Here is a 23,124-nt window from a genome sequence, read left to right as displayed (position 1 = left end):
AAATGTTATTATGAAGAGCCGTATGCGGGAAAGCCGCACGTACGGTTCTGGAAAGGATTATACATTGCGAAATGTGTATTTACTAAACAAGGAGGAAAGGAAAATGACAAGAGATCATTGGTTTAAGGACGCTAAATACGGATTATTTATTCATTGGGGAATTTATTCCATGCTTGGAGGCGTCTATAAAGGGGAAAAGATTCCGTATGGGGCAGAATGGATTATGAAAAATGCGGAAATTCCTCTTCAGGAATATCGGAAGCTGGCAGAAACTTTTACCCCTGTGGATTTTGACGCAGAGGATATTGTACGAAAAGCAAAAAAGTGGGGGATGAAGTATATTGTATTTACAGCAAAGCACCACGACGGATTTGCAATGTACCATTCAGAAGTTTCTGATTATAACATTATGAACACGCCGTTTCGACGGGATCCATTGAAAGAGCTGGCAGAAGAATGCCGAAAACAGGGAATGATACTAGGCATTTACTACTCTCAGATGCAGGACTGGGAAGATGAAAATGGATGGGGGAACGAATGGGATTTCAAGCCGGATAAAGAGAAGGATTTTGAAAAATATTTCTATAATAAAGTAAAACCACAGGTGAAAGAGCTGCTTACGAATTATGGAGAGGTAGGAATTATGTGGTTTGATACTCCATATGTGATGCCGGTTCATCTATGTGAGGAACTGAGGGCGTATACAAAGAGCCTGCAGCCAGACTGCCTGGTTAACGGGCGGATAGGGTATAAACTGGGCGACTACAGACAGATGTCGGATAATGAAATCCCGGTTCTTTCTTTCCCGGGTGACTGGGAGACTCCAATGACCCTGAATGATACATGGGGGTACTCCAGGGTAGATCATAACTGGAAGAGCGCTTCAGATGTGCTGTATAAATTGGTAGACGTAGTAGGAAAAGGCGGGAACCTGTTATTAAATATCGGGCCGGACGAGAAGGGGAAGGTTCCGGAAGGCAGTTGTAAAGTACTGGATGAAGCAGGCCGGTGGCTTGACCTCAATGGCGAAAGTATCTATAAGTGCAATTTAAATATGGACTTTCAGTATGAAATAAGCTGGGGGAGAGTAACCGGCAATGACAGCAAGATGTTTTTACATGTATTTAAATACCCCGAATTTCCGTATGAAATTCTTATTACCGGCTTAAAAACAAAGATAAAGAAAGTAATGATCTTAGACAATCGTGAAGAGCTGCAGTTTTTCCAAAGCTATGAGCCGGCGAGGGACGAATACAGATTCAGGGTTCTTTTGCCCAAGAATGGGAAGCTGGATAAGGATCTTGTTCTCTGTGCGGAATATGAGGGGGAGATTGAAATACAAAAATTAGAATAACGGTAACTTTTCAATAAAGGGCTGTACAGTCCGTACAAAAAATGTAAGATACGAAAGTATTGATGATCTTTAAAAGGGGGTTTGAAAATGAAATACAGTGAAGAGCTGATTAGCAGGCTTACTGAACAAGCAAAAGTATTAAGGCGTGATGTAATTATCAGTATGGGAATCGGGGTTGCGGGGCATATCGGAGGCTCCAATTCATCAGCAGATATTGTGGCGGCACTTTATTTTTATAAGATGCATTATGACAGCAGGAATCCGAAAATGAAGGATAGGGACAGATTCTTGCTTAGCAAAGGACATGTGGCTATTCTGCAGTATGCGGCTTTGGCTGAAGCGGGATTTTTCCCGGTGGAAGATCTAAAGAATACGAAAGAGATCGGTTCTTATCTGCAGGGGCATCCGGATGTCAGAAAGACACCCGGAATAGAGGCCGGAACCGGCTCGCTCGGGCAGGGGCTGTCGATTGGGCTTGGAATGGCCCTTGGGCTGAAAGCAGACAGCATAGACCGGAATGTATACGTACTGATTGGGGATGGTGAACTGGCAGAAGGGCAGATATGGGAAGCTGCAATGGCAGCAGGCTTTTATAAAGCGGATAATCTGATTGCGATTGTAGATAAGAACAACCTGCAGGCAAACGGCATCGTAAGAGAACGCATGGACTCCAATCCTCTGCCGGATAAATGGAAAAGCTTCGGCTGGAATGTACTGGAGATTGATGGCCATAATATGGTGGAAATTCTTACTGCCCTGGATGAAGCCGATCTGGAACGAGAACGGCCTACGGTGATCATTGCCAATACAGTTAAGGGAAAAGGCATCAGTTTTGCAGAAAATGTTGTTGGTTACCATAATGGAATGCTGGCAGCTGAGACTTACGGGCAGGCATTAGAAGAACTGGCATAGAGGAGGATGGCTATGAGCTGTAAAAATCAAAGGATTGCTTATGGAGAAGCGTTAGTGGAGCTTGGAAGAGAGAATAAGAACATTGTAGTGCTGAATGCAGATTTGGGCGGGTCCACAATGGGAAAGATGTTTGAAAAAGAATTTCCGGACAGGCATTATGAGATGGGCATTGCGGAGGCTAACATGACATCGGTTGCAGCAGGATTAGCACAGACAGGGAAGATACCATTTACCAATTCTTTCGCTGTGTTTGCTGCAGGGCGGGCATTTGACCAGATCCGCCAGACCATTGCCATTGGGAATCTGAATGTTAAAATCTGTGGTTCCTCTTCGGGACTCTCCGATTTTGGCGACGGAGCGACTCATCAGGCGGTTGAGGATCTTGCAATTATGAGGGCGATTCCGAATATGACCGTCATCTCACCGGCAGATGCCAATGAGACAAAATCTGCCGTAAAGGCAGTTACTGAAATGGAAGGCCCATGTTATATCAGACTGAATCGAAATGACTACGAAAATGTAACGGAAGAGGGAGTGGAGTTTAAAATTGGCAAGCCAACAGTTTTAAAAGAGGGAACCCGGGTGGTGGTTTTTGCTACCGGATATATGGTTGGTCTTGCAATGCAGGCGGCAAGGGAACTGGAGGACCGTATCTCTGTGAAAGTGGTCAATGTCAGTACCATAAAGCCTATGGATGCCAATGCAGTTATTCAGATTACAAAAGGCTGTAAAGGCGTAGTTACGGCAGAAGAACACAGCATTGTCGGCGGACTGGGGAGCGCTATAGCCGAGGTACTAAAAAAAGAATGCATCCCAATAGAATTTGTAGGAATAGAAGATACTTTTGGATGCAGCGCGCATAATTACCAGGATGTACTTGCATATCATGGGCTTACAAAAGAGCATATTAAGACAGTGGTTGAGGAGATGGATTTACAGGCAGCCGGGTAGATGCGTACAAAAAAATTGTTCAATGAGGATGGATCGGAAGGAGTCTAACATGAAAATAGGATTTATCGGGCTGGGTATCATGGGAAAACCAATGGCTGCAAACTTATTAAAAGCAGGACATACAGTTGTTGTCTACGACGTAATAAAAGAAAACATGGAACAGATGGTAAAGTATGGGGCAATAAAAGGCGAATCTGCGAAGGCGGTTGCCGGGGAGTGTAAGATTATAATTACGGTTTTGCCAAATTCGCCTCATGTGAAAACGGCCGTTATGGGGAAAGACGGGATACTGGAAGGCGCATTGGCCGGAAGCATTTTAGTGGATATGAGTTCAATTGCACCCTTAGCTTCCCAGGAGATTTATGCCGCATGCGCAGAAAAGGGGGTTGAAATGTTGGATGCCCCTGTTTCCGGAGGTGAGCCAAAGGCGATAGATGGAACATTGTCAATCATGGCAGGCGGCAAGAAGGAAGTATTTGAACAAGTATATGATATACTGATGACGATGGGAAATAGTGCAGTATACTGCGGGGAGATTGGTGCCGGGAATACAACAAAGCTTGCAAATCAGATTATTGTTGCATTAAACATCGCGGCTGTTTCCGAGGCCTTTATGCTTAGCACAAAAGCGGGTGTTGATCCAGAAAAAGTGTTTGATGCAATCAAGGGCGGCCTGGCTGGTTCTACGGTCATGAACGCGAAAATCCCAATGATTATGGAGCGGAATTTTAAGCCGGGTTTTAAAATCGATTTACATATTAAGGACTTGAACAATGCCTTAGATACAGGCCATGAAATTGGAGTTCCGCTTCCCTTAACAGCCAGTGTGATGGAGATGCTTCAAAAGCTTCATGCCGATGGACATGGACAGGAGGATCACAGCGCGATAGCAAAATATTATGAAAAGACAGCGGATGTATGTGTTAAGGCCAAGGGAGGCATTCAAGAATGAACGTAGGGAAAAACCTGGAGAAGATGTTTTCATTAGAAGATAAAGTAGTAGTTTTTACCGGGGCAGCGGGTGGAATCGGCAGCGCCATTGCATTTGGGCATGGCATGTGCCGGCGCCCGGATTGCTCTTTGCGATATAAATGAAAACCTGCTTTCAGATATTCAAAATAAAATAACAGAAGCGGGCGGTAAGGCATCAAGCTATTTGCTGGATGTAACAAATAAGGCTGGCGTAACAGAATGCATCGATAAGATCGGCAAAGCCTATGGTCAGATTGATGTGCTGGTAAACTGCGCGGGGATCAATAAACGGGAAGGGTTTATGGATGTCAGGGAAGAGACATATGACAGGATCATGGATATTAACCTGAAGGGTGTTTTTTTGGTGACCCAGGCAGTGGCCCCATTAATGAAAAATCAAAGAAAAGGCAGTATCATTAATATTGGTTCCCATAATACGGGAAGTATCCTTGGCGGCTGTTCTGTATATGGCGCTACAAAGTGCGGTGTTCTGTCCTTAACGCGGTCTATGGCTGTAGAATGGGCCAAATACAATATTCGGGCTAATTGTGTAAGTCCCGGACATATTCAGACTGCGTTGACAGTACCTACCTGGGAGCATCCGGAACGCTCCAAGTATTTGCTGGAAAGGATTGCCTTAGACAGGCCGGGATATCCGGAAGATATTACAGGGGTGTGTATCATGCTGGCATCGGATGCATCTTCTTATATTACCGGGACGGAAATCCGGGTTGACGGAGGGTGTATCGCCGGAGGACAGCCGTGGGACTACGATACGGAGTTTTAGTTGCGGTCAGGGAATTCCCTGCAATCCGGACGGGGCAGCAGAGAACATAAAAGATAGAGGAAGCGGATTCCGCTTCCTCTATTTCTATCTAATTTAAACGTTTTTATCTGTCAGAGTTATACCCTTACTAAGCTCTCAATTTATCGATCAGCACTTCTTTTCCATAGCCAAATGCGCCTTCCATCTGGCAGACGTTTGCTGCAAATCCGGCAGCCTTTGCTATGCTTCCGGTCAGTGCCTCTTCCCGATCCGCGCCGTGCTTCACCGCATCCAGATATCCGACCATGAATGTTGTTAGTAAGGAGTCCCCTGCGCCCATTGTATCCACAACCTTTTCAAGGGGCGCCGCTTTCTGCGTATAGAACTTCCCGTCTGAATAAAGCATACAGCCCTGCGCTCCCCGGGATGCGCATACGATTTCCGGCCCAAATGCCGCTACTTTTTTTAAATGCTGACGCACCTCTTTATCCGTTCCGTCAAATGAACAGAAGGCATAGGTTACGAGTGGGGCGTTTTTTTCATAATACTCATCAGTTGAATCATCCGAGAAATCAAACGATAGCGGAATACCGGCCTCCTTGATCTTAGATAACTGGCTCTCCATGTAACAGTAGTTTCCACAGTGAACCAAATCAAACTGTGCCAGATATTCCAAATCAAACTCGTCCAATTCGTAGATGTGCCTGCTTCTTACGCCGCCTTCGTTATAATCCAGGAACACCCGGTCGCCATCTTCCAATTTGCAGCGGGAATACCCGTTTTCACCGTGAATCTTTTTGCATTTGACCAGCTCGATCTGTTCCGTGCGCAGAGCAGATATTACATGATCCGCATTCAGATCATCGCCGAAATATCCCATGTATGCGCTTCTGCGGGCGCCGAACATTTTTGAGTATACTGCAAAATTCACGCAGTTTCCTCCGGGATATTGTGTGTTCGTGTGCGTATAGATATCCACCACATTATCTCCAAACCCAACTACACTAACATCGTATTTCATGTTTTTAACCTCCAATCCTGTGCAGGGTGTGCAGAGGGGCCAGACCCCTTTGCAGTTAATCCTGAGCAGAGGGGTCAGACCCCTTTGCAATTAAAACGGGCATCCCGGAATCATCGAATGATCTCCGGGACAAGCCGTGTTATTTAATATTCCACTACCCCCATATATCGTCTCATATCCAGAGGGTGTCCGGTTTTATTTTGAATTGCTGTTCTGTACAATACACTCATCTCGTAGAACAAAGGAGGATTGAAGTAGTCCACGCATTCCGCGGCAATCCCTTCAAGTCCGCACTCCGCCGCATCGATAATTTCATATTTCTTTGCATATTTATCCAGAAATGCCTTGGCTCTCAGATCAATTTCCCGTGTTTTGCCGACAGACATCATCAAAATATATAAGTGGTCTTCATCTGTAACCTCAAACGGGCCATGGAAATATTCCGCCGAATTCAGGTAGCAGCAGTCCATCCACTGCATTTCCTGCAGCGAGCAGATAGCAAAACCGTAAGACTGTGCATATGCAGCTCCCGAGGACATGATATATAGAAACGGCGCCTGATAATAGTGTTCAGCAAAATTCCATGCTTTGTTCTGATATTTGTTTGTGGCATCCCGGATGATCTGGTCACACTTAACAATACCGTCTTTCATAGCCTCATACAGCTTATATTCGGGTTCCTGGCGGTGGATCAATTCATTTAAAACCGCATAGGTTATACACATAGGTTTATCCTTCTGCAAGGTCTCGTCGACCCATTTGTATACAATAGCATGGTATTTGCTGTCTGCGCATTTACTTTCGGCGTCGTGCGTATAAGTAATCACAAATGCCCCTGCATCGGCGGCAGCATCGGCGGCTTCCACAGTTTCCGGTGTATGTCCTCCGTGTGAGCAGATAAAGACTAACGAGTGGCTGCCCAGACGCTTTGGCGGTGTCAGGACAAATTCTTTGCTCGGAATCCACTCCCCGACCATGGTAACGGATTCTTTATTTACAAAATAATTACTGGAGTATAAATCAATAAGAGAGCCTCCGCATGCGACAAAATAAACCTCTGTAATTCTGCCGTTTTTATTCTGGATCTCATCCACCATCTTGCCTGCATCAAAATCTTCTATAAACATTATACATAATCTCCTTTTATACGAACATTATTTTTCTGAAACACTCATTTTTTTAATTCTTAATTTCATCAGTATAGCCATAATGATACCGATTACAGCAGTAACCATCAAAAAGCCGAAAATCATTTTGTAAGCTCCATTTCCGTATGTATCCATCCATTTTCCGAATATTGGAAAATAAAAGAAGTCAGGAGCATAGCCAAGCACGGAACCAATACCGATTACGGTGCCGGTATATGCCGCTTTAAACTTACATTCTTTTAAACCGGACCAGATGACGCCGTACAGCATCATCGCCACTGCTGCGGGAAGCAGGGAGACAAAAGTTGCTGCGCCGGAACTTACCGTACCCGGCATGATCATAACGCCTGCATAGATAATAATCATGGCTGTAAATGCAGTGACGTACCATTTGTTTGCGGACTTAAAAATTTTGTCAATGACATATCCGCCGAGAGGGCAAAGCAGATTCATTAAATTACTTCGTACAATGCTGATTAAGGATGAATTTACTAAAGGTACTCCCAGGACATCTGTCAGGTATGGGGAGAAATAAGATAAGCTTGTATACAACCCATAAGCACAGAGTACCATGATCGAAAACATCCAGGTCATAGGATTCTTTAATACCACCCCGATATGCTTAATCTGGAACGTGTCATTCGGATTATCAGATTTTACCTCTTTCTCCTTGAAGAAGACTAATAGTAAAAAGAATGCGATCAGGGTTCCCACTGCCATAACCCACATTGCAATAATGAAAGCTTTTGTTTCATCACTGCCGAATCCGCTAGCCCAAAGGCAAATTGCATTCAAAATTGCGGAAATGATACCGGATGACGCATAGTAGATTCCATAGCAGGTTCCCTGGTTTTCTTCTGTGCCAATCATACCGACACCCTTTGTGATTGCACACCAGAATACAAAGTTGGTTGTCAATCCGGCAAAAAACCAAATGACGCAGGCAATTTTAAAGTCCATTGTAAGCGCATAAATGATAATCAGCACAAACGACCCTAATATTGAGAGCAGCATTGCTTTTTTCACTGAAATTTTATCTGCCAGGATTCCCCCCGGAATCATCGCAGCCATCATTGCAAAGGAATATGCGGACATCAGAACTCCTGACTGTTCATTTGTAATTCCCATTGCCGCAATCTGCTGATCATAAAATACGTATCTTACATAGGGGAAACAGTACATGATTGCGTTAACAAATCCAAAAATAAATAACATTAATAGTGTTCGTGCACCTAACTTTCCTTTTTTTGATTCTGACATAATGAACCTCCCTTTTTTGTTCTCATTCCTTATTTTTCAGCTCTGCTGATCTGCCCGCAGGGCATGCATGATGGGGTACCCTTTGGGTATATACTGTTTTTCCATTTACTATGGTTTCCTTTACCTGGACATTCAGCATCTCGTCCATCGGAACTGTAAACAGATCACGATCAAAAATCACGATGTCTGCCTTTTTCCCGGTCTCTAATGTGCCAAGCTCATCCTCTCTTTCCATGGCAAACTGACTGTTCACAGTCCAGGCGTCGAGCATCTCTGAAATAGTCAGGCCATTCTGGGGATTGATCTGTTTTTGCTTATCACTGCCGAAATTAGCACATCCGTAAAATATAGATTCCGGTATGCTGGGAATCAGTAATGGCAGATCCGTTGCACCGCACAACCGTACTCCATGGTCTGCCAGAGAACGGTAGTTTAAATACCGTTCCTGACGGGCGCCTATCACATCCCGATAGGCATTGACATAGCCGTCATAAGTATCAAGCGCATATACCTGCGCATAGATCTCACCGAATGCCCCCATTTTGGCCATTCGTTTTTCATCCTCCGGTTCAGTCAATTCCAGATCTGTAATGCCGTGCCGGTTTTTGAGGCGTCCGTTGATATGCTCACACTGGTCGTAAATGTTTAAGATCTCGTGGAATGCACCGTCCCCTTCGGAATGGAGCGTAAAGCGAAGGCCGTTTTTATCGGCCAGAAGCACCTCTTTTTCCAGCTGCTTATAGTCAATGTCCTTGTTACATACGCTGTCTGTCCCTTCGTACGGCTGACGAAGATGGCCTTCCATTTTTAATATCAATCCATCAGTCATCTGGTTAAAACCCGAAAACCTTACATAATCCCCTTGGAATGTTTCCTTCATTTTCAGGCCGAATTTAATATCAGCGGGCTTTCCGACGGGCTGGGACATGAAGGAGATTCTCAGTGTCAGTCTCTCATTCTTCTCCAGTTCCTTTAAAACGTCTGTGAAACCATAGAAATCGTCAAACCCCATTTCTTTTACAGATGTAACTCCGCGGCTGTTAAGCAGCTTCATATAATCTTCGAGCTGCCGGTCGATAAAATGTCTGTCATTCAGATAGAGCCCCATGATCCTGTAAAGAGCCTCTGCATGGCAGTGTTCCGGGTCAAAACCGAAAGCCTGTCTTGCCCTTTGGTTCATTGCACAAGTTCCGTGGCCTGGCGCAAAGAGAACAATCGGGGTGTCCTGTCCGATCTCCTCCAATATGGTATCGACATTGCTGTTGTGAAGAAAACAGCTCTCCAGATGGTTGCCGAACAGGGCCCCTTTCCCGGCTGCAGTTTCCATATGATATTCCAGGCAGTCTCTCAGCTCTTTCAGTGTTTTGCAGTGGGAGAGATTTACACCAAGACTGTCGATGACGTATCCGGTAAAGAATGTATGCGTGTCCCCGAATCCGGCACAGATCGTGCCGTCTTTACAGTCTTGTACCTTCAGCTCCCCGGCGGTATAAGCGTCGGGCAGCTTTCCTTTTCCTACTTCACTTATGCGGCCATCCTTTAATACAATATAGCCCTGGTATGGTTCTTTTGAAACAGAATCATATATGCTTGATGAAACCAGAATTCTATCACATGCCATATCCATTTATTCACCTTCCTTTCACAAATTCATCATATCATTATATTACGATATAATCAATAGAGGATCTGTAATGAAATGAAATTTGTCATCATGAACAAGGAATTGCTTGTTTAAAAATAATTTTTTGTCACTTACTCACATTTTTTATTATAATGTATACCATATTCGTATTGTAATGTTATAATGAATATGATAAAATTGTTGCATGAAATATAATGATATAGTTGAGGTAATAAGATGAATATTGAAAATAGTACAACGCGTCCACTCTTTGAAAAGGTTAAAGACGATATCTCTGTCAGGATAAAAAGCGGAGAGTATCCTGCCGGATCGAAGATTCCCACAGAGGTCGAACTAATTAAACAATACGATGTGAGCAGGATCACCATCCGCCGTGCGATTGAAGAACTTTGCAAAGACGGTCTTCTTGTTAAGAATCAGGGGAAGGGCACCTTTGTAAAAGAGCGGAAGATTTTACGTAAAATAGAGCATAATATGAGTTTTTCAAATTCCTGCATTGTGAATGGCATGACCCCGTCGGCTGTAGTTACCCAGAGAACGGTTCTCACGAAGAACTCACCCGGACGGGTACCGCATCCAAGACTTGACCAAGATGCCATACTATACATACAGCGCGTCCGCTATGCGGATGAGATACCTGTCATGTTGGAAAACAATTATTTTCCTTTTACCCAATATGCATTTCTTCTCACGGATGATTTGGAAGGGCCGCTGTATGATTTGTTAAAAAGCCATGGTATTATAGTGGGATGTTCCCAGAACTCCTATATTGATGCATTAAAGGCGGATTCGAAACAGGCGCAGCTTTTAAAAATTGCTCCTGGCGATCCGTTATTCCTTCTGTATACAGAGATATACGATACCCAGAATCAACTAATCTATATCGGGCAGGAGTATATTGTTGCATCCAGGTACCGGTTTAATTATGAAAATGCATAACGGGAAGTTTAAATATAAGAGTTCAGGCAGGCCTGAACTCTTACATTTAATTACCTTTATCATATTTTGCGCTTTTCGCGGCTAACTGGATCTGCTTTAACAGCTGCTTAGGCGTGGCCTCCCCGGTATCAATCTGCTGCAGGCCGTTTAAATAAGTCTGCGCGATTTTCGGATCGAGTTCCGTATCTAACCAGGGGGGTGTAGAAGGTGAGGTTTTTATATACTTTATGCCTTCTATTAATGGTTCGATGTCTGTATATTGGTCGATATTTTCAAACAGGTCTGTTGTAGCATTTACCCAATAGCTGCTCTCTAAATAACGTAAAGTGTTCTTTTTAGAGAGTATATACTGCAGGAACCGAAAGGCCTCTTCGGGATATTTGGTTTTACTGCTGACAGCATAGCCGTCGGGTGTTCCAGTGATAATGGACTGATTTCCTCTTGCCCCCTCTATGGTGGGAAAGGGGAAGATCCCCAAGTTATTTTTTGTAAATTCTGCATCCATCTCCATAGAATCCGCGATGGTAACATATTGGTCGTATACCAGTGCGCAGTCTCCGTTAATCAGCCCGGAATAAGAAAAGCTCCAGTCATAAGCTGCCGTGTCTGCATTCATATATTGGTGAAGATCTTCATAAATTGTAAGCGCCTGCAGATAACCCGGATCCGAAAAAGAACCATCCTCTAATGAATAGTCAGCTTTTAAGGTCTTTTCAGGAACACATTTCTGGTTTAATGTTGTTAAATAATGCGCGCCTGCATAAGGATCGGAGTTTCCGAAATAAATCGGAGTGATCCCGGCCGCTTGTATTACCTCCAGCTGCTTTAAAAACTCCTCGTATGTGCCGGGCGGGGACAGTCCAAGCTTTTTGTATACTTCTTTATTATAAAACCATAATTTGGCGTCGATTTTCAGCGGTATGCCGTAGATCCCGCCCTGGTATTGAAAGGCCGCCGTCTGTCCTGGCACAAGTTCTTCTAAAGTTTGGTGCTTTTCCATATAAGAAGACAGGTCCAGCACTAAGCCTTCTCTTACAAACTTATTCAGGTATTCGTCACCCCAGGTAAAGAATATATCCGGCGGGGCGGACGAATTGATTACGGTCTTTATTTTCTGCTTATAAGACGAATTTGTAGCCGTAATTACATTGATCTTTATGTCTGGATTTTCCTTTTCAAACGCTCTAATCATCTCCTCTGTGGCAGACTTCATCGGTTCCATCGTCCACCGGTGCATGAATGTTAACGTGACTTTGTCATCCTGTTCAGCGGGTCCGGCGCAACCCGCCAGAAACATGGTAAATACTAGTATAAGAGTTAATTTTATTCTTCGTTTCATATCTTGGATCCCCCTATTCTTTCACGCTGCCCACTGTTAGCCCGGCTACAAAGTATTTCTGAAAGGCAATAAAGAGCACAAGCACAGGCACAATTGCCAGTACGATACCCGACAGCAGAACCACCCAGTCCGTGTATAAAGCCTGTGAAAATGACATCAGGCCGATCGGGATCGTATAATACTTTTCCGTACTTATAAAGTTTAAAGAGAAAGTAAACTCATTCCAGGTATATATTAAATTTAATAAAAGACACACGGTAACCGCAGGCCTGCATACAGGCAGCATGATTTTCCTGTAAATTCCAAAACTGCTGCAGCCATCCAGAACAGCCGCTTCCTCCAGTTCTTTTGGAAAGGAAAGAAAAGCCGGGAACAGCAGGAAGATTGAAAACGAGATCCGGAATGCGAGTATGGGAATAATCATAGCCCCATAGGTGTCGTATATTCTTAGATCTCTGAGCAGATGATATAAGGGAAGTACCGCAGTCTGCGGAGAAACAAACATTCCTCCCAGAAGTATCCCCAGCAGTATCTTTTTATACTTAAAGTGGAATCTGGTAACTGCATAAGCCGCCAGTGTAGAAACCACCAGAATTAAGATAACCGTAATTACAGTGACGATGATACTGTTAAGATAGTATAAGGATATGCCTTCTTTCCATGCCTGCAGATAGTTTCCAATCTCAGGATGTCCGGGCAGTGAAAATGTATTATTATAAAACTCTTTATTTGTTTTCAAAGAATTGGACAGAATCCAAAATAATGGGTATATGATTGATAATGAAAATAATATAAAAATAAAATATAAAACAAACTGTTTCAAATGAAACTCAGATTTTTTCAGCATAATGTACTCTCCATTCACTCTTGAACTGTTTTCCTTTGTTTATCAGATAGATTGAGGAAATGACCTGCAGGCGGATCCCGACATACGTATCAGTTCTCGTTTCCAAACCCACTGATATTCATCTGCAGAAATGCCAGTACGACGGTAATGATAAGTATCAGGTTTCCGATGGCGGAGGCATACCCGAATTTGTCGTAGGACCAGGCAGCCGTATACATGTAGTTTCCCAGAGTTTGAGTTGCATTGCCAGGACCTCCTGCCGTCATTACCTGAATTTCATTGAAGACCTGCATTGCCCAGTTGAGTGTAATGATGATCACAATCGTGATCGTATCCTTTATCTGCGGGATGATAATGTATCTTGCCTGCTGCCAGAATCCGCAGCCATCTAACTTTGAAGATTCTAAAACTGCCGGAGATACCCTCTGAATCCCCACGATGATCAGCATAGCCGCATAACCGGTGTACTGCCATTGGCTCATGGCAATGATTGCGTATAAGGCAGTATGTGAATTGCCCAGCCAGCCAGTCGCAAGTGAGTCAAAGCCCAAAAATCTGAGAAGGCTGTTCAGCAGGCCGATATCCGGCTGATAGATAAAAGTAAACAACGCGCCTATTACTGTAATGGAAATAATAGAAGGGATAAAAAATAAGGTTCGGAAGAAAACGTTTCCTCTTTTTATAAAGCTGCTTTCCAGAAACAGTGCAATCAAAAGGCCGCCGCCAACCTGAAACAACAAAGACCAGAATACATAAATAAAGTTATTTTTTAAAGCAGTCCTGATAACCGGATCCGCGAACAGCGATCGATAATTGTCTAAGCCGATAAAACGTTCATGAACCGAAAATGCACTCATGTTATAAAAACTGTAAATCACATTTTTTACAACCGGATAATAGACGAATACGATCAGTAATAAAATTGCGGGCATAACAAAAACATATTTTATTTCTTTTAAGCATTCTTACTCCCCTCTCAAATATAACGTTATTACATAATATTATAACGTTATATATCATATTTATCTATCGTGATTGTGTACAATTTTCTATCACTTTTTTTATGGATATTTTCAAAACAAATATAAAAATTAGTGTAAGGGCTTCCAGACTCCCGGCAAAAAAAGGAATAATAGTTGCGTGAAACAAACCGGGATACATTGTGCTTTCGATTATTTTGCTATATAATGGAAATAACAGTTGTATGGAATTACGGTTTGAGTGCATATAGTACATGCAAGTGAATGAGCGGATTTTTGGGGGAAGAAGATGAAGAAGAATACTAGGAAGCAGATTCTTGGCTGCAGTACTGCAGTCATTTTTATGGCGGCACTCTGGATCGGGGGATGCGGGGGAAGCCAGAAGCCGGAGATCGAGGTGGCACTCTGGAACTTAAACCTGCATGACGGCTTTTATGCCGACTATATGGAAGCGGTAGATCGTCAAGTACCGGATGTGAAAATACACTGGGTTAAGGGCGAAAGCGCGCTTGGCTATTATCAAGAACTTGCTGAGGAGGGGAACCTGCCGGACATCATAACTGCCCGCAGGTTTTCGATGAAGGGAGCGCTGGAGCTTAATCCCTACCTTATGAAGTTGACGGGATCAGAGCTGACCTCCTCCTATTACGATATTTATCTTGAGAATTATAAGACCAGTGAGGGGGAGGTGTTCTGGCTTCCCATGGCGGGAACCGTAGATGGAATCATAGCAAACAGGGCGCTGTTCGAGGAATATCAAATCCCGATTCCACTGGATTTTGAGGGATTTGTTTTTGCTTGTCAGGAATTTGAAAGATACGGTATCCGTGCATATTCATTGGATTTTTCCGCAGACTACAATTCCATGCATTTTTTGCAGGGAATGGGGATCGAAAGCTTATGCTCAGTGGATGGGATTGCATGGAGGAAAGAATACGAGGAGGGCAGGACAGACCAGTTAGATAGTGCGGTATGGATGCCTGCCTTCGAGAAGATGGAGAAGCTGATCAGGCAGGGGGTTTTGAAGCCGGAGATGATCAATTACGAAGACAGTTTTGCCTACGATGATTTTGCAGAGGGAAGGCAGGCGATGACCAACATTAGCAGCGAGAGTATCTCACGCCTGCTTCCGGGGATGGATCTGAAAATTCTGCCATATTTTGGGGAAAAGCAGAATTTTTTACTTACTTATCCGATCTTCAATGTGGCAGTAAGCAAAAAGGTGGAGGAGAGTGAGAAGAAAGAAGAGGCTGCTTGGAAGGTTCTGTCTGCAATGGCGTCAGAAGAGACCCAGAAGCTTCTGAACAAGCATACCGATGGACTGGTTCCATACCAGCGGGATATTTCTTTTGAATATACGGGAAGCATGAATATGGTGCAGAACTACCTAGAGACGAATAGCACCTATGTCCGCCTTGCAACAGACGAGTTCTTTACGGCTTCCAGGGACACAGTTGTCAAGATGCTGGAGGAGGAACTGCCTGCTTCGATCGCGCTGGACTTGATGAACGAGAACCTGCGCCAATTACAAGAAAAGTGAAATAACGGGGAAGCCTTATCCCTGATATACTAAAGAAAGAACAGTTGAGAATGAGATGAGACCAAGAGAAAACCACAGAAGGCCGAAAGGATACGAGAGGGGATTTGGAAAAAGACTGAACCATATGGTTCCGGACAAGTATAAGCGAGTCAGAAGAACCATAGTGGCTGGAGTCCTACTTACAATTGCAGGCATTATGTTCTTAATGTTTGTTTTTCTGGAATCCATGGAGGAAAATGTCAGAAAAGAAAATGAATATCATCTGTCTGAGATTGCGCAGCAGGTTACCGGTAAATTAAACTCTAAGCTGGAGCAGAATTGGAGCTTGCTGTACAACATGGATTATAATTTGGGCTTTTTCCCCCAGATGACCGACCAGCAGATACAGGAATACGGACAGCAGATCGTCAGGGAGTGGAAGTTCGGTCATTTGTATCTCGTAGATGAACTGGGAAATTGTATAGATGAATATGGGGAGCAGAGCAGACTAATATCCAGAGACAATGCACTGATGCTGTTAAAAGAACGGAAAAAGGTTTCTTTTTTACGGAGGGATGTGAATGGCAATTCCACATTATTTTTTGCGATTCCGATAGAAAGCAAGCAATGCGGGTCTGTGACGGTTTCGGCCTTAGCACTGGAATATCACATTGAGAATATATTGGACATCCTGACCATATCGGCATTTGACAAGAAGGGAATCTGTTATGTGATTGATCAAAGCGGAACCAGACTGTTCAATACGCAGACGGAAAATGCCCTTGAGAACTATAATATTCTTGATTATTTGGAGAAGGTATCCGACAGCGGAAAGAAAAGCGCTGATGAGATCCGGGAGGCGGTGAAGAACCGTTCCACTGGGGTAACCATATACACAAAAGATAGGAAAAAAGAGTATCTCTGTTATAATCCGCTGGACGATACAGGCTGGACAATTCTCCTTTTTGTGGGTGGAGACACGATAGGGGAAAATATGAACCGATTTTCCAGAAATGTGTTCTCCGCCTGCGCATTTATTGTAGTGCTCCTTATTTTTATTTGCGGAATAATCTTTGTGCGGATGAACCAGGTTGCCAACAGGAAGAGAGACGAGGACGTATATAACCGTGAAAGAATGCTGAATCTCTTGATTGACCGGGGGAACGAAATTTATATGATGTACAATGTTACAGAAGACAGGCTGGAATATGTCAGCCCTAATCTGCGAAGAGTGATGGGATGGAGCCGCCAGGATGCTGAGAAGCTGTTTGTTGAGGAAGATTACATCGAAGAGACCGACATCCATGAGATGAAAGAGGAGTTCTTCAAATGGAACAGGCAGGGAGAATTTGTCGGGTCCATCCACAAGTATCAGAACCCGGATACAGGAGTGGTGCGCTTTATGCGCCTCCAGGTCAATCAGGTTGAGCTTAGCACAGAAGAAGTCTGGATCGCGAACCTGTCTGATATGACCAAGGAACAGGAACAGCGTGAGAATCTGGAACAGGCATTGCTGGCAGCCAACAGTGCCAATATAGCCAAAAGTAATTTTCTATCCAATATGAGTCATGATATTCGGACGCCTATGAATGCCATTCTAGGAATGACCGCCTTAGCGAAGCAGTACGCAGCAGATCCCCAAAGAGTCCTGAACTATATGGAGAAGATTTCCTATTCCTCTAAGCATCTGCTGTCGCTCATAGATGAAGTGCTGGATATGTCAAGGATCGAAAGTGGAAAGATGCTGCTTGAGAATAAGCCATTTTCTCTCTCCGATATGCTGGATGGCATTGTGTCGATGTTTCAGACGCAGCTTAAAGAAAAGAAACTCTTCTTTTCTTTGGAAGAAAGCAATGTGGAACAGAATTACATTGTAGGGGACGAGCTTCGTCTCAGCCGTATCTTGGTAAATATTTTGTCAAATGCCATCAAATATACACCGGAGCAGGGGGAGATCAAATTAACGGTAACAGAGCTTGAACAAAGCAATGAAGGAAATGGCAGATACCAGTTCGTGGTGAAAGATAACGGGAGAGGGATGTCAAAAGAATTTTTAGAGACGATTTTTACACCATTTTCCCGGATGGAGGAGACCGAGACCAGCCGTACGCAGGGGACAGGTCTTGGTATGGCCATTACCAAAAACTTGCTGGATTTGATGGGCGGAAGCATAGAGGTGGAAAGTACTCTCGGGAAAGGCAGTACTTTTACAGTTCAAGTGGAATTAGAGCTGGCAGAGCCTGTCCAAGGCCATAAAGATGAGGAAGGGCAGCACACAACTTTGAAGCACCAGTTTGAATTTGCTGGCAGAAGGGTTCTAATCGTTGAAGACAATGAAATCAATGAAGAGATCCTAAAGGAATTGTTGAAGCTGGTGGGCGCAGAGACGGAGAGTGCCAGAAATGGGCAGGAGGCTGTGGCCATGTTCCAAAATTCTGCGGATGGAGAGTATGATTTTATTCTGATGGATATCCAGATGCCAATTCTAAATGGATATGAGGCTACAGCCCGGATCCGACAGATGGATCGAACCGATGCAAAACTAGTTCCTATTGTGGCATTGACAGCAAACGCCTTTTCGGAAGACCGCAATAGGGCACTTAGAGCAGGGATGAATGCGCATGTGGCGAAGCCCATAGATATGGACGCATTGGGCGAGGTACTCGAACAAATATTTTCTAACCGGCAGAGCGTATATAATGAGATTATTAAGCCAGCCATAATAAACAATTAAACTTAATAAAAATTTTGATACGAGAGGACATACATATGATAATAATAAGAGAATACAGTGGTCATATCCGCAACTGGAAAGTTCTTTGTGAGGAACTGGGCATTGATGCTTCCCTGTCCAGAGAGGAGCGTGAGCAGACAATTCTGGTAAAGGCATACGAAACCTGGGGATATGATATGGGAAACCATATGCATGGCATGTTTGCATTTGCCCTGTGGGACGAGGAGGAGAAGAAACTATTCTGTCTGAGAGACCAGTTTGGAACTACGCCTTTCTATTATTATGAAACGGCGGATGGCAGGCTCCTGTACGGTACCTCTATACGAAAGATAATGGAGCAGCCGGGATTTGTGAAAGAACTGAATGAAGAGATGCTGCAGCTGTATCTTACCTTTACATACGTGGCGGGAGAGACTACATTTTTCCGTGGCCTGAAAAAACTTATGCCCGGGCGTTATCTGACCTGGCAGAGAAGGCAGCTTAAGATAGAACGCTATTGGAAACCGGAATTTCATCCGGATTACAGCAAATCCCTTGAAGAGTGGGCAGAGGAGATACATACTACGCTTGGCCGGATTATGACTGAGGTGAAAACCCCGGACGAGACAGCAGAATCCTTTCTATCAGGAGGCGTTGATTCTTCCTATGTACTGGCAATGTCCGATGCAGAGACGGCGGATGCCTGCGGGTACGAAGAAGAACGGTTTGATGAATCAAAACTGGCGCAGAAGACGGGAGACATCCTTGGGCGAAAGACGTTCCGCCGCCTGATTACGCCGGAAGAGTATTTTGCGGCAGTGCCTTATGTGATGGAGAATATGGAACAGCCTCTGGGCGATGCGTCAGCCATTGTTTTTGCAATCGGCTGTAAGGCGGCGGCCGAACATACGAAGATATGTTACTCCGGAGAGGGGGCGGACGAGTTCTTTGGCGGGTATAATATGTACCGCAATGCGGAACGTTATGGTGAGAATTTGAAAACCTTCTATGTAGGCAATACGAATATCATGAAGGAAGATGAGAAACAGAAGATTCTGAAAAAGTATGATCCTGACGTTCTTCCGATCGAGATGGCGGAAGGAATTTATGAGGAAACAGAAGGACTGGATCCGCTTACGAAGATGTCGGATGTAGATATCCAGATCTGGCTGGAGGGGGACATTTATTTCAATGTGTATAAGATGAGTACAGCTGCGGGATTAGAGATCAGAATGCCCCTTACCGATACAAGGATCTTTGATATTGCCTCACGGATGCCATCTGAATATAAGGTAAATGCGGAGCAGAATAAAGTGGCGTTTCGGACTGCAGCGGCAAAAGTGCTGCCGGAAGAGATCGCCTTCCGCAAAAAGCTGGGATTTATCGTGCCGATTCGCATCTGGATGGCAGACGACAGATATAATCAGGATGTCAGGGAAAAGTTCCGCAGTGAGGCTGCGGAGAAGTTTTTCCAGGTTGATGAGATTCATGCGATTTTTGATGATTATATCGCCGGAAATTCGGATAACTGGAGAAAGATCTGGACCATTTATACATTTTTGGTTTGGTATGAATTGTATTTTGAGAAATGATAAACTATAAAAACTCTGCCCCGTTATACGCTTTCGGGAGAACTTAATAGGACCGCCGCGAAACAGATGTGATATCTGTGAAGCGGCGGTCTTAAGTTTGTACCTTATTCTGCAGCATTGCTGCAGATCTGCCCGTAAGGGCATGAGTTACGGGATGCCCTATGGGTATACCTTATTCTGCAGCATTGCTGCAGATCTGCCCGTAAGGGGCTGTTCTGTTCGAATCAGGAACCATGTCGTTAATAGGATAAAAACGGCAGCTTTAGTTTCTTCCTGCTGCGCAGCACATAAAGCAGGCCATAGAGGGCCAGCGGCATCACCATGCCGATGATGTCAAAGGAGGACTGGATCAGCAGGTTAAATAATGCATGCATTGTTATGGCGATAGAAAGCAGTCCAAAGGTACCGGTATAGAAGAGTTTTCTCTGTTTTTTTACATAGCAGATACCGGTCCCTATGGTGACTGTGCAAAGGCCGTGCATGAGGCTGGCGGAAAAGCCGCGTCCTGCCGCCCATGCGATGGAAACGCTGCCCAGATATTCGACCAGAAGCGCTGTGTTTTCCAGCACGGCAAAGCCAACTCCAACCGCCATAGCGATGGGAAGCACCCGTTTGCGGCTGTCATCCAGGAGGAGGGCATAGCAGAGCACAGGAAGGGCTTTTAACAGTTCTTCTACAATTGGCGGGATCAGTTCGGTGAAGCTGCGGGCACTCATGCCAGAGAAAGGGAAGACTATGGTGTTAATCTCATAAGCTGCAAGGGCGGTTACTGCGCCCAGGAGGAAGAAACCTACAATCCAGCGGGAACGGGACTCCAGCAGAGGAAGCATTAAAAGCATAGGGATACTCAGGCAAAGAAAGATTATATAAACCATTTACGCACCCCCCTTTCAGCCAGCGGCAGCAGCAGGACGAGAAAAAGACAGGAAAGGACCGCCGAAGCTGTCCTCACTGTCCCGGGCAGAAAATGAAACTGGCCCGCCAGTTCGGCAGAGCAAAATAGAATCACGCAGCCGTTGTACGGGCGCATGACCCGGATGATTCCCATTTCCACATCAGGAAAACCCAAATGTTTGACCGCATAGTAGAGTGTAAATGTCACAGGCAGTATCAGCATCAGAAGCGGAAGCATTGTGCCCAGGCCATACTTTGCGATGCCCCGGACAAGCAGCGCCGCGGGGACAATGGCGGGGACAGCTGAAGCTACCCGGATGATGCGGTATTTTGCTTCCCCACCGTCGGCCAGACGGTCGATTGCCCCATAATAGGAAGAGAATAAAAAGAAATAGGCACCGATATGACCGAAATAACCGACATGAAATCCCGCAGGAATTACTCCATGGACCGCTGCATAGCAGGCTGTGAAAAGCGCACCGAAAAAATAGCTGATCAGCCCATACAACAGGATCTTAAAGAACAGAGGCTGGCGGTGCCTCAGACAAGCGATCCCGCCGTAAATGACAGAGAGCAGTGACGCCGCCAGCTGTATCATGGTCATACAGATTCCTCCCTTGCAGGATTTTTGATTTTGTTTTTCAAAATTGTCCACATCAGAAGCATCCCTATCAGTATGCCAGCCAGCACACTGACTGCCACCGGCGTTACATTAACCGGTCTGCCCTCAGAGGAGAAAAGGCTCTGACTCAGAGAAGGAGAACTGTTGGAAACGTTTTGCAGGTAATGAAAAGCGTCCGATGTGTAAGAGTTGTACTGAGACATGAAATCCTGGATTGATGTCATGGAATTCATGGTATCGGTTCCTAACGCAGAGATACGCTCATTCAGGATGCTGATGATGCTGTCGCAATCCGAAGCGCTATAGAGCCCGGATTCCGGGACGGGATAGGACAGTCCCTTTTCATCCATGTAGTAGAGAATGTCGCCGGGGATAGCAACAGGTTCGGTCTCAGCCTGAGATTTGAGATCGCTCAGCTGCTGGATAAACGAAGAGATCTGGTTTTGCTCATTTTGTTTCGCGTTGACATCATCCAGATAGGGTAGTGCATTGTTTTTAATAGAGTTAGCGAGTTCTAACTGTGCTTTCAGAAATTCCATCGCAAGAGAAGATGAACCGGAACTGGTAAAATCACCCAGTGAGCCGGTTACAGGGGCGTCGGCATCTCCATCGGCTTCCAGAACAGAGGGATCGAGTTCTTCCAGGTTATTCATCATGTCACCAATAACATCCGGAGAACTATCCTGTTCAATTGCATCCAGAATTTGCTGGGATTCCTCGATGTTTTGGCTCAGCGTTTCCTGAAGCGCCTGCAGTTCGTCATTTTCAGCAGCGCGGACATGGAGGGTAAACAGGGGCGTCAGTATAAAGCAGAGTAAAATAGGGATTATTTTTTTACATTTCATAGCCATAACATTTCCTTTCATTGAATTAAATTGGATACTGTTTTTACAAAACAGCATATTCTTTGCTGTATGTATATACGTAAAAGGTGCGGAAACGTCTCAAAAATAGAGTCCTCTCGGAAACGTTTTGTTCTCTGTCTTGGTGAGACGATTCTTGGCCGGCTGCGCACAAATTTATGAAGCGTACGTGGATTAAATTGGGGAGACCGGCTTATGCAGGGAGTGTATATTCCGGTTTAGAAGTACAGAAATCTATTTTAGAGGTGCTTAAAGTAAAAACATTGAAAATGGTGGCAGGATAGATTGAGTTCGTGCGGAGAAAAGTATATAATGAGTAAACAGGCAGGATTTGACCGGAATGAAAAAAAGGATGCTGTCAGGAGAAAAAGCTGCCATATGAGGCAGGAGGGATTTAAGTACCGGGGGGATTTTATGAGTATTATTTTGGGTTATTTATGTCTTTTATGTTTTTTAATGCTGCTGGTGAAAGCGGTGACGCGAAAACTGCATCTGAAAAAGGCGGATGTATTTTTTATGCAGGCGCATAAGTATATAAGTGCTGCAATACTCGTTATCGCTGTTTTGCACTTTATATTCGTGTTTCCAATGATAAAGGTACACCATATAGGTGTGTTCATTACCGGTGCGCTGACTGCGGCTGCCATGGTACTGCTCATCGTACTGTGCCATACCATAACGAAGAATAAACACCTTAATCTTCTTGTGCACCGTCTTTTAACCCTGGTGATGGCTCTTTGTATAATCGGACATATTTGGATCTATTTTGCGGAATAGATCAGAATAT

At 44.5% G+C, this 23,124-nt stretch carries 21 protein-coding genes; 11 read left to right on the top strand and 10 right to left on the bottom strand.

The window, feature by feature from the left end:
• Positions 1-103: 103 nt before the first annotated feature.
• From ARB69_RS13770 to ARB69_RS13750, 6 genes are all read left to right on the top strand, one after another.
• Entirely contained in the window at positions 104-1,354 is a 1,251-nt protein-coding gene (locus ARB69_RS13770; RefSeq protein ID WP_055153716.1) for an alpha-L-fucosidase, read from the top strand.
• An 87-nt stretch (positions 1,355-1,441) separates the two neighbouring features.
• Positions 1,442-2,266, top strand: coding sequence for a transketolase (locus tag ARB69_RS13765; RefSeq protein WP_055153714.1), 825 nt, complete (start codon positions 1,442-1,444; stop codon positions 2,264-2,266).
• Positions 2,267-2,278: 12 nt separating this feature from the next.
• Positions 2,279-3,217, top strand: coding sequence for a transketolase family protein (locus ARB69_RS13760; protein WP_055153712.1), 939 nt, complete (start codon positions 2,279-2,281; stop codon positions 3,215-3,217).
• Positions 3,218-3,245: 28 nt separating this feature from the next.
• Complete coding sequence (garR, locus tag ARB69_RS13755; protein ID WP_117440610.1) at positions 3,246-4,169, top strand: 2-hydroxy-3-oxopropionate reductase; 924 nt, start codon at positions 3,246-3,248, stop codon at positions 4,167-4,169.
• A complete protein-coding gene (locus tag ARB69_RS27210; RefSeq protein WP_167702500.1) occupies positions 4,166-4,312 on the top strand; it encodes a hypothetical protein in 147 nt (48 codons plus the stop codon). The genes garR and ARB69_RS27210 overlap by 4 nt, the downstream gene beginning before the upstream one ends.
• Complete coding sequence (locus tag ARB69_RS13750; RefSeq protein ID WP_055153710.1) at positions 4,269-4,976, top strand: SDR family NAD(P)-dependent oxidoreductase; 708 nt, start codon at positions 4,269-4,271, stop codon at positions 4,974-4,976. The genes ARB69_RS27210 and ARB69_RS13750 overlap by 44 nt, the downstream gene beginning before the upstream one ends.
• A gap of 127 nt (positions 4,977-5,103) precedes the next feature.
• On the opposite strand, the gene ARB69_RS13745 is transcribed toward ARB69_RS13750, so the two are convergent.
• From ARB69_RS13745 to ARB69_RS13730, 4 genes are all read right to left on the bottom strand, one after another.
• Positions 5,104-5,976, bottom strand: coding sequence for a PfkB family carbohydrate kinase (locus ARB69_RS13745; RefSeq protein ID WP_025656069.1), 873 nt, complete (start codon positions 5,974-5,976; stop codon positions 5,104-5,106).
• 143 nt (positions 5,977-6,119) lie between these two features.
• Positions 6,120-7,103, bottom strand: a complete 984-nt coding sequence (locus ARB69_RS13740; RefSeq protein WP_025656070.1) for a sugar isomerase — start codon at positions 7,101-7,103, stop codon at positions 6,120-6,122.
• Positions 7,104-7,130: 27 nt separating this feature from the next.
• Positions 7,131-8,384, bottom strand: coding sequence for an MFS transporter (locus tag ARB69_RS13735; RefSeq protein WP_055153708.1), 1,254 nt, complete (start codon positions 8,382-8,384; stop codon positions 7,131-7,133).
• A gap of 22 nt (positions 8,385-8,406) precedes the next feature.
• On the bottom strand, positions 8,407-10,011 hold the full coding sequence (locus ARB69_RS13730) for an amidohydrolase (RefSeq protein WP_055153706.1): 1,605 nt from the start codon (positions 10,009-10,011) through the stop codon (positions 8,407-8,409).
• Positions 10,012-10,245: 234 nt separating this feature from the next.
• Here ARB69_RS13730 and ARB69_RS13725 point away from each other — a divergent pair, with 234 nt between their 5' ends.
• Entirely contained in the window at positions 10,246-10,968 is a 723-nt protein-coding gene (locus ARB69_RS13725; protein ID WP_055153704.1) for a GntR family transcriptional regulator, read from the top strand.
• 46 nt (positions 10,969-11,014) lie between these two features.
• On the opposite strand, the gene ARB69_RS13720 is transcribed toward ARB69_RS13725, so the two are convergent.
• The 3 genes from ARB69_RS13720 to ARB69_RS13710 form a co-directional block, all read right to left on the bottom strand.
• Complete coding sequence (locus ARB69_RS13720) at positions 11,015-12,307, bottom strand: ABC transporter substrate-binding protein (protein WP_055153702.1); 1,293 nt, start codon at positions 12,305-12,307, stop codon at positions 11,015-11,017.
• A gap of 13 nt (positions 12,308-12,320) precedes the next feature.
• On the bottom strand, positions 12,321-13,154 hold the full coding sequence (locus ARB69_RS13715) for a carbohydrate ABC transporter permease (protein ID WP_050640488.1): 834 nt from the start codon (positions 13,152-13,154) through the stop codon (positions 12,321-12,323).
• Positions 13,155-13,243: 89 nt separating this feature from the next.
• Positions 13,244-14,086: a carbohydrate ABC transporter permease gene (locus ARB69_RS13710; RefSeq protein ID WP_055153700.1), complete on the bottom strand. Its 843-nt coding sequence runs from the start codon at positions 14,084-14,086 to the stop codon at positions 13,244-13,246.
• A gap of 337 nt (positions 14,087-14,423) precedes the next feature.
• On the opposite strand from ARB69_RS13710, the gene ARB69_RS13705 reads away from it, so the two are divergent.
• From ARB69_RS13705 to ARB69_RS13695, 3 genes are read left to right on the top strand one after another with little or no spacing between them, the layout of a single operon-like run.
• Positions 14,424-15,674 carry an ABC transporter substrate-binding protein gene (locus ARB69_RS13705; RefSeq protein WP_055153698.1) on the top strand — a complete coding sequence of 417 codons (1,251 nt, stop codon included), beginning with the start codon at positions 14,424-14,426 and terminating at the stop codon, positions 15,672-15,674.
• A gap of 55 nt (positions 15,675-15,729) precedes the next feature.
• Positions 15,730-18,387: an ATP-binding protein gene (locus ARB69_RS13700; RefSeq protein ID WP_242857601.1), complete on the top strand. Its 2,658-nt coding sequence runs from the start codon at positions 15,730-15,732 to the stop codon at positions 18,385-18,387.
• Between the two features lie 35 nt (positions 18,388-18,422).
• Entirely contained in the window at positions 18,423-19,958 is a 1,536-nt protein-coding gene (locus ARB69_RS13695) for an asparagine synthetase B family protein (protein WP_055153696.1), read from the top strand.
• 239 nt (positions 19,959-20,197) lie between these two features.
• On the opposite strand, the gene ARB69_RS13690 is transcribed toward ARB69_RS13695, so the two are convergent.
• Genes ARB69_RS13690 through ARB69_RS13680 form a run of 3 tightly spaced genes read right to left on the bottom strand, consistent with a single transcriptional unit; the run spans position 20,198 to position 22,319 of the window.
• On the bottom strand, positions 20,198-20,833 hold the full coding sequence (locus ARB69_RS13690) for a PrsW family glutamic-type intramembrane protease (RefSeq protein ID WP_055153694.1): 636 nt from the start codon (positions 20,831-20,833) through the stop codon (positions 20,198-20,200).
• Entirely contained in the window at positions 20,821-21,456 is a 636-nt protein-coding gene (locus ARB69_RS13685; protein WP_055153692.1) for a hypothetical protein, read from the bottom strand. The genes ARB69_RS13690 and ARB69_RS13685 overlap by 13 nt, the downstream gene beginning before the upstream one ends.
• Positions 21,453-22,319 carry a hypothetical protein gene (locus ARB69_RS13680; protein WP_055153690.1) on the bottom strand — a complete coding sequence of 289 codons (867 nt, stop codon included), beginning with the start codon at positions 22,317-22,319 and terminating at the stop codon, positions 21,453-21,455. The genes ARB69_RS13685 and ARB69_RS13680 overlap by 4 nt, the downstream gene beginning before the upstream one ends.
• A gap of 330 nt (positions 22,320-22,649) precedes the next feature.
• On the opposite strand from ARB69_RS13680, the gene ARB69_RS13675 reads away from it, so the two are divergent.
• On the top strand, positions 22,650-23,114 hold the full coding sequence (locus tag ARB69_RS13675; RefSeq protein ID WP_055153688.1) for a hypothetical protein: 465 nt from the start codon (positions 22,650-22,652) through the stop codon (positions 23,112-23,114).
• The last annotated feature ends 10 nt before the right edge of the window (positions 23,115-23,124 follow it).

It is taken from the genome of Faecalicatena contorta (genome assembly GCF_001404335.1).
GTDB lineage: Bacteria > Bacillota > Clostridia > Lachnospirales > Lachnospiraceae > Faecalicatena > Faecalicatena contortus_B.
Note: the sequence above shows the minus strand (reverse complement) of the source record. Positions and strands in the feature narration are given on the sequence as shown.

Excerpts from the sequence above, each read along its gene's own strand:
- ARB69_RS13770 (WP_055153716.1), top strand. The coding sequence starts at position 104 with ATGACAAGAGATCATTGGTTTAAGGACGCTAAATACGGATTATTTATT.
- ARB69_RS13765 (WP_055153714.1), top strand. The coding sequence starts at position 1,442 with ATGAAATACAGTGAAGAGCTGATTAGCAGGCTTACTGAACAAGCAAAA.
- ARB69_RS13760 (WP_055153712.1), top strand. The coding sequence starts at position 2,279 with ATGAGCTGTAAAAATCAAAGGATTGCTTATGGAGAAGCGTTAGTGGAG.
- garR (WP_117440610.1), top strand. The coding sequence starts at position 3,246 with ATGGATCGGAAGGAGTCTAACATGAAAATAGGATTTATCGGGCTGGGT.
- ARB69_RS27210 (WP_167702500.1), top strand. The coding sequence starts at position 4,166 with ATGAACGTAGGGAAAAACCTGGAGAAGATGTTTTCATTAGAAGATAAA.
- ARB69_RS13750 (WP_055153710.1), top strand. The coding sequence starts at position 4,269 with ATGGCATGTGCCGGCGCCCGGATTGCTCTTTGCGATATAAATGAAAAC.
- ARB69_RS13745 (WP_025656069.1), bottom strand. The coding sequence starts at position 5,976 with ATGAAATACGATGTTAGTGTAGTTGGGTTTGGAGATAATGTGGTGGAT.
- ARB69_RS13740 (WP_025656070.1), bottom strand. The coding sequence starts at position 7,103 with ATGTTTATAGAAGATTTTGATGCAGGCAAGATGGTGGATGAGATCCAG.
- ARB69_RS13735 (WP_055153708.1), bottom strand. The coding sequence starts at position 8,384 with ATGTCAGAATCAAAAAAAGGAAAGTTAGGTGCACGAACACTATTAATG.
- ARB69_RS13730 (WP_055153706.1), bottom strand. The coding sequence starts at position 10,011 with ATGGATATGGCATGTGATAGAATTCTGGTTTCATCAAGCATATATGAT.
- ARB69_RS13725 (WP_055153704.1), top strand. The coding sequence starts at position 10,246 with ATGAATATTGAAAATAGTACAACGCGTCCACTCTTTGAAAAGGTTAAA.
- ARB69_RS13720 (WP_055153702.1), bottom strand. The coding sequence starts at position 12,307 with ATGAAACGAAGAATAAAATTAACTCTTATACTAGTATTTACCATGTTT.
- ARB69_RS13715 (WP_050640488.1), bottom strand. The coding sequence starts at position 13,154 with ATGCTGAAAAAATCTGAGTTTCATTTGAAACAGTTTGTTTTATATTTT.
- ARB69_RS13710 (WP_055153700.1), bottom strand. The coding sequence starts at position 14,086 with ATGCCCGCAATTTTATTACTGATCGTATTCGTCTATTATCCGGTTGTA.
- ARB69_RS13705 (WP_055153698.1), top strand. The coding sequence starts at position 14,424 with ATGAAGAAGAATACTAGGAAGCAGATTCTTGGCTGCAGTACTGCAGTC.
- ARB69_RS13700 (WP_242857601.1), top strand. The coding sequence starts at position 15,730 with ATGAGACCAAGAGAAAACCACAGAAGGCCGAAAGGATACGAGAGGGGA.
- ARB69_RS13695 (WP_055153696.1), top strand. The coding sequence starts at position 18,423 with ATGATAATAATAAGAGAATACAGTGGTCATATCCGCAACTGGAAAGTT.
- ARB69_RS13690 (WP_055153694.1), bottom strand. The coding sequence starts at position 20,833 with ATGGTTTATATAATCTTTCTTTGCCTGAGTATCCCTATGCTTTTAATG.
- ARB69_RS13685 (WP_055153692.1), bottom strand. The coding sequence starts at position 21,456 with ATGACCATGATACAGCTGGCGGCGTCACTGCTCTCTGTCATTTACGGC.
- ARB69_RS13680 (WP_055153690.1), bottom strand. The coding sequence starts at position 22,319 with ATGAAATGTAAAAAAATAATCCCTATTTTACTCTGCTTTATACTGACG.
- ARB69_RS13675 (WP_055153688.1), top strand. The coding sequence starts at position 22,650 with ATGAGTAAACAGGCAGGATTTGACCGGAATGAAAAAAAGGATGCTGTC.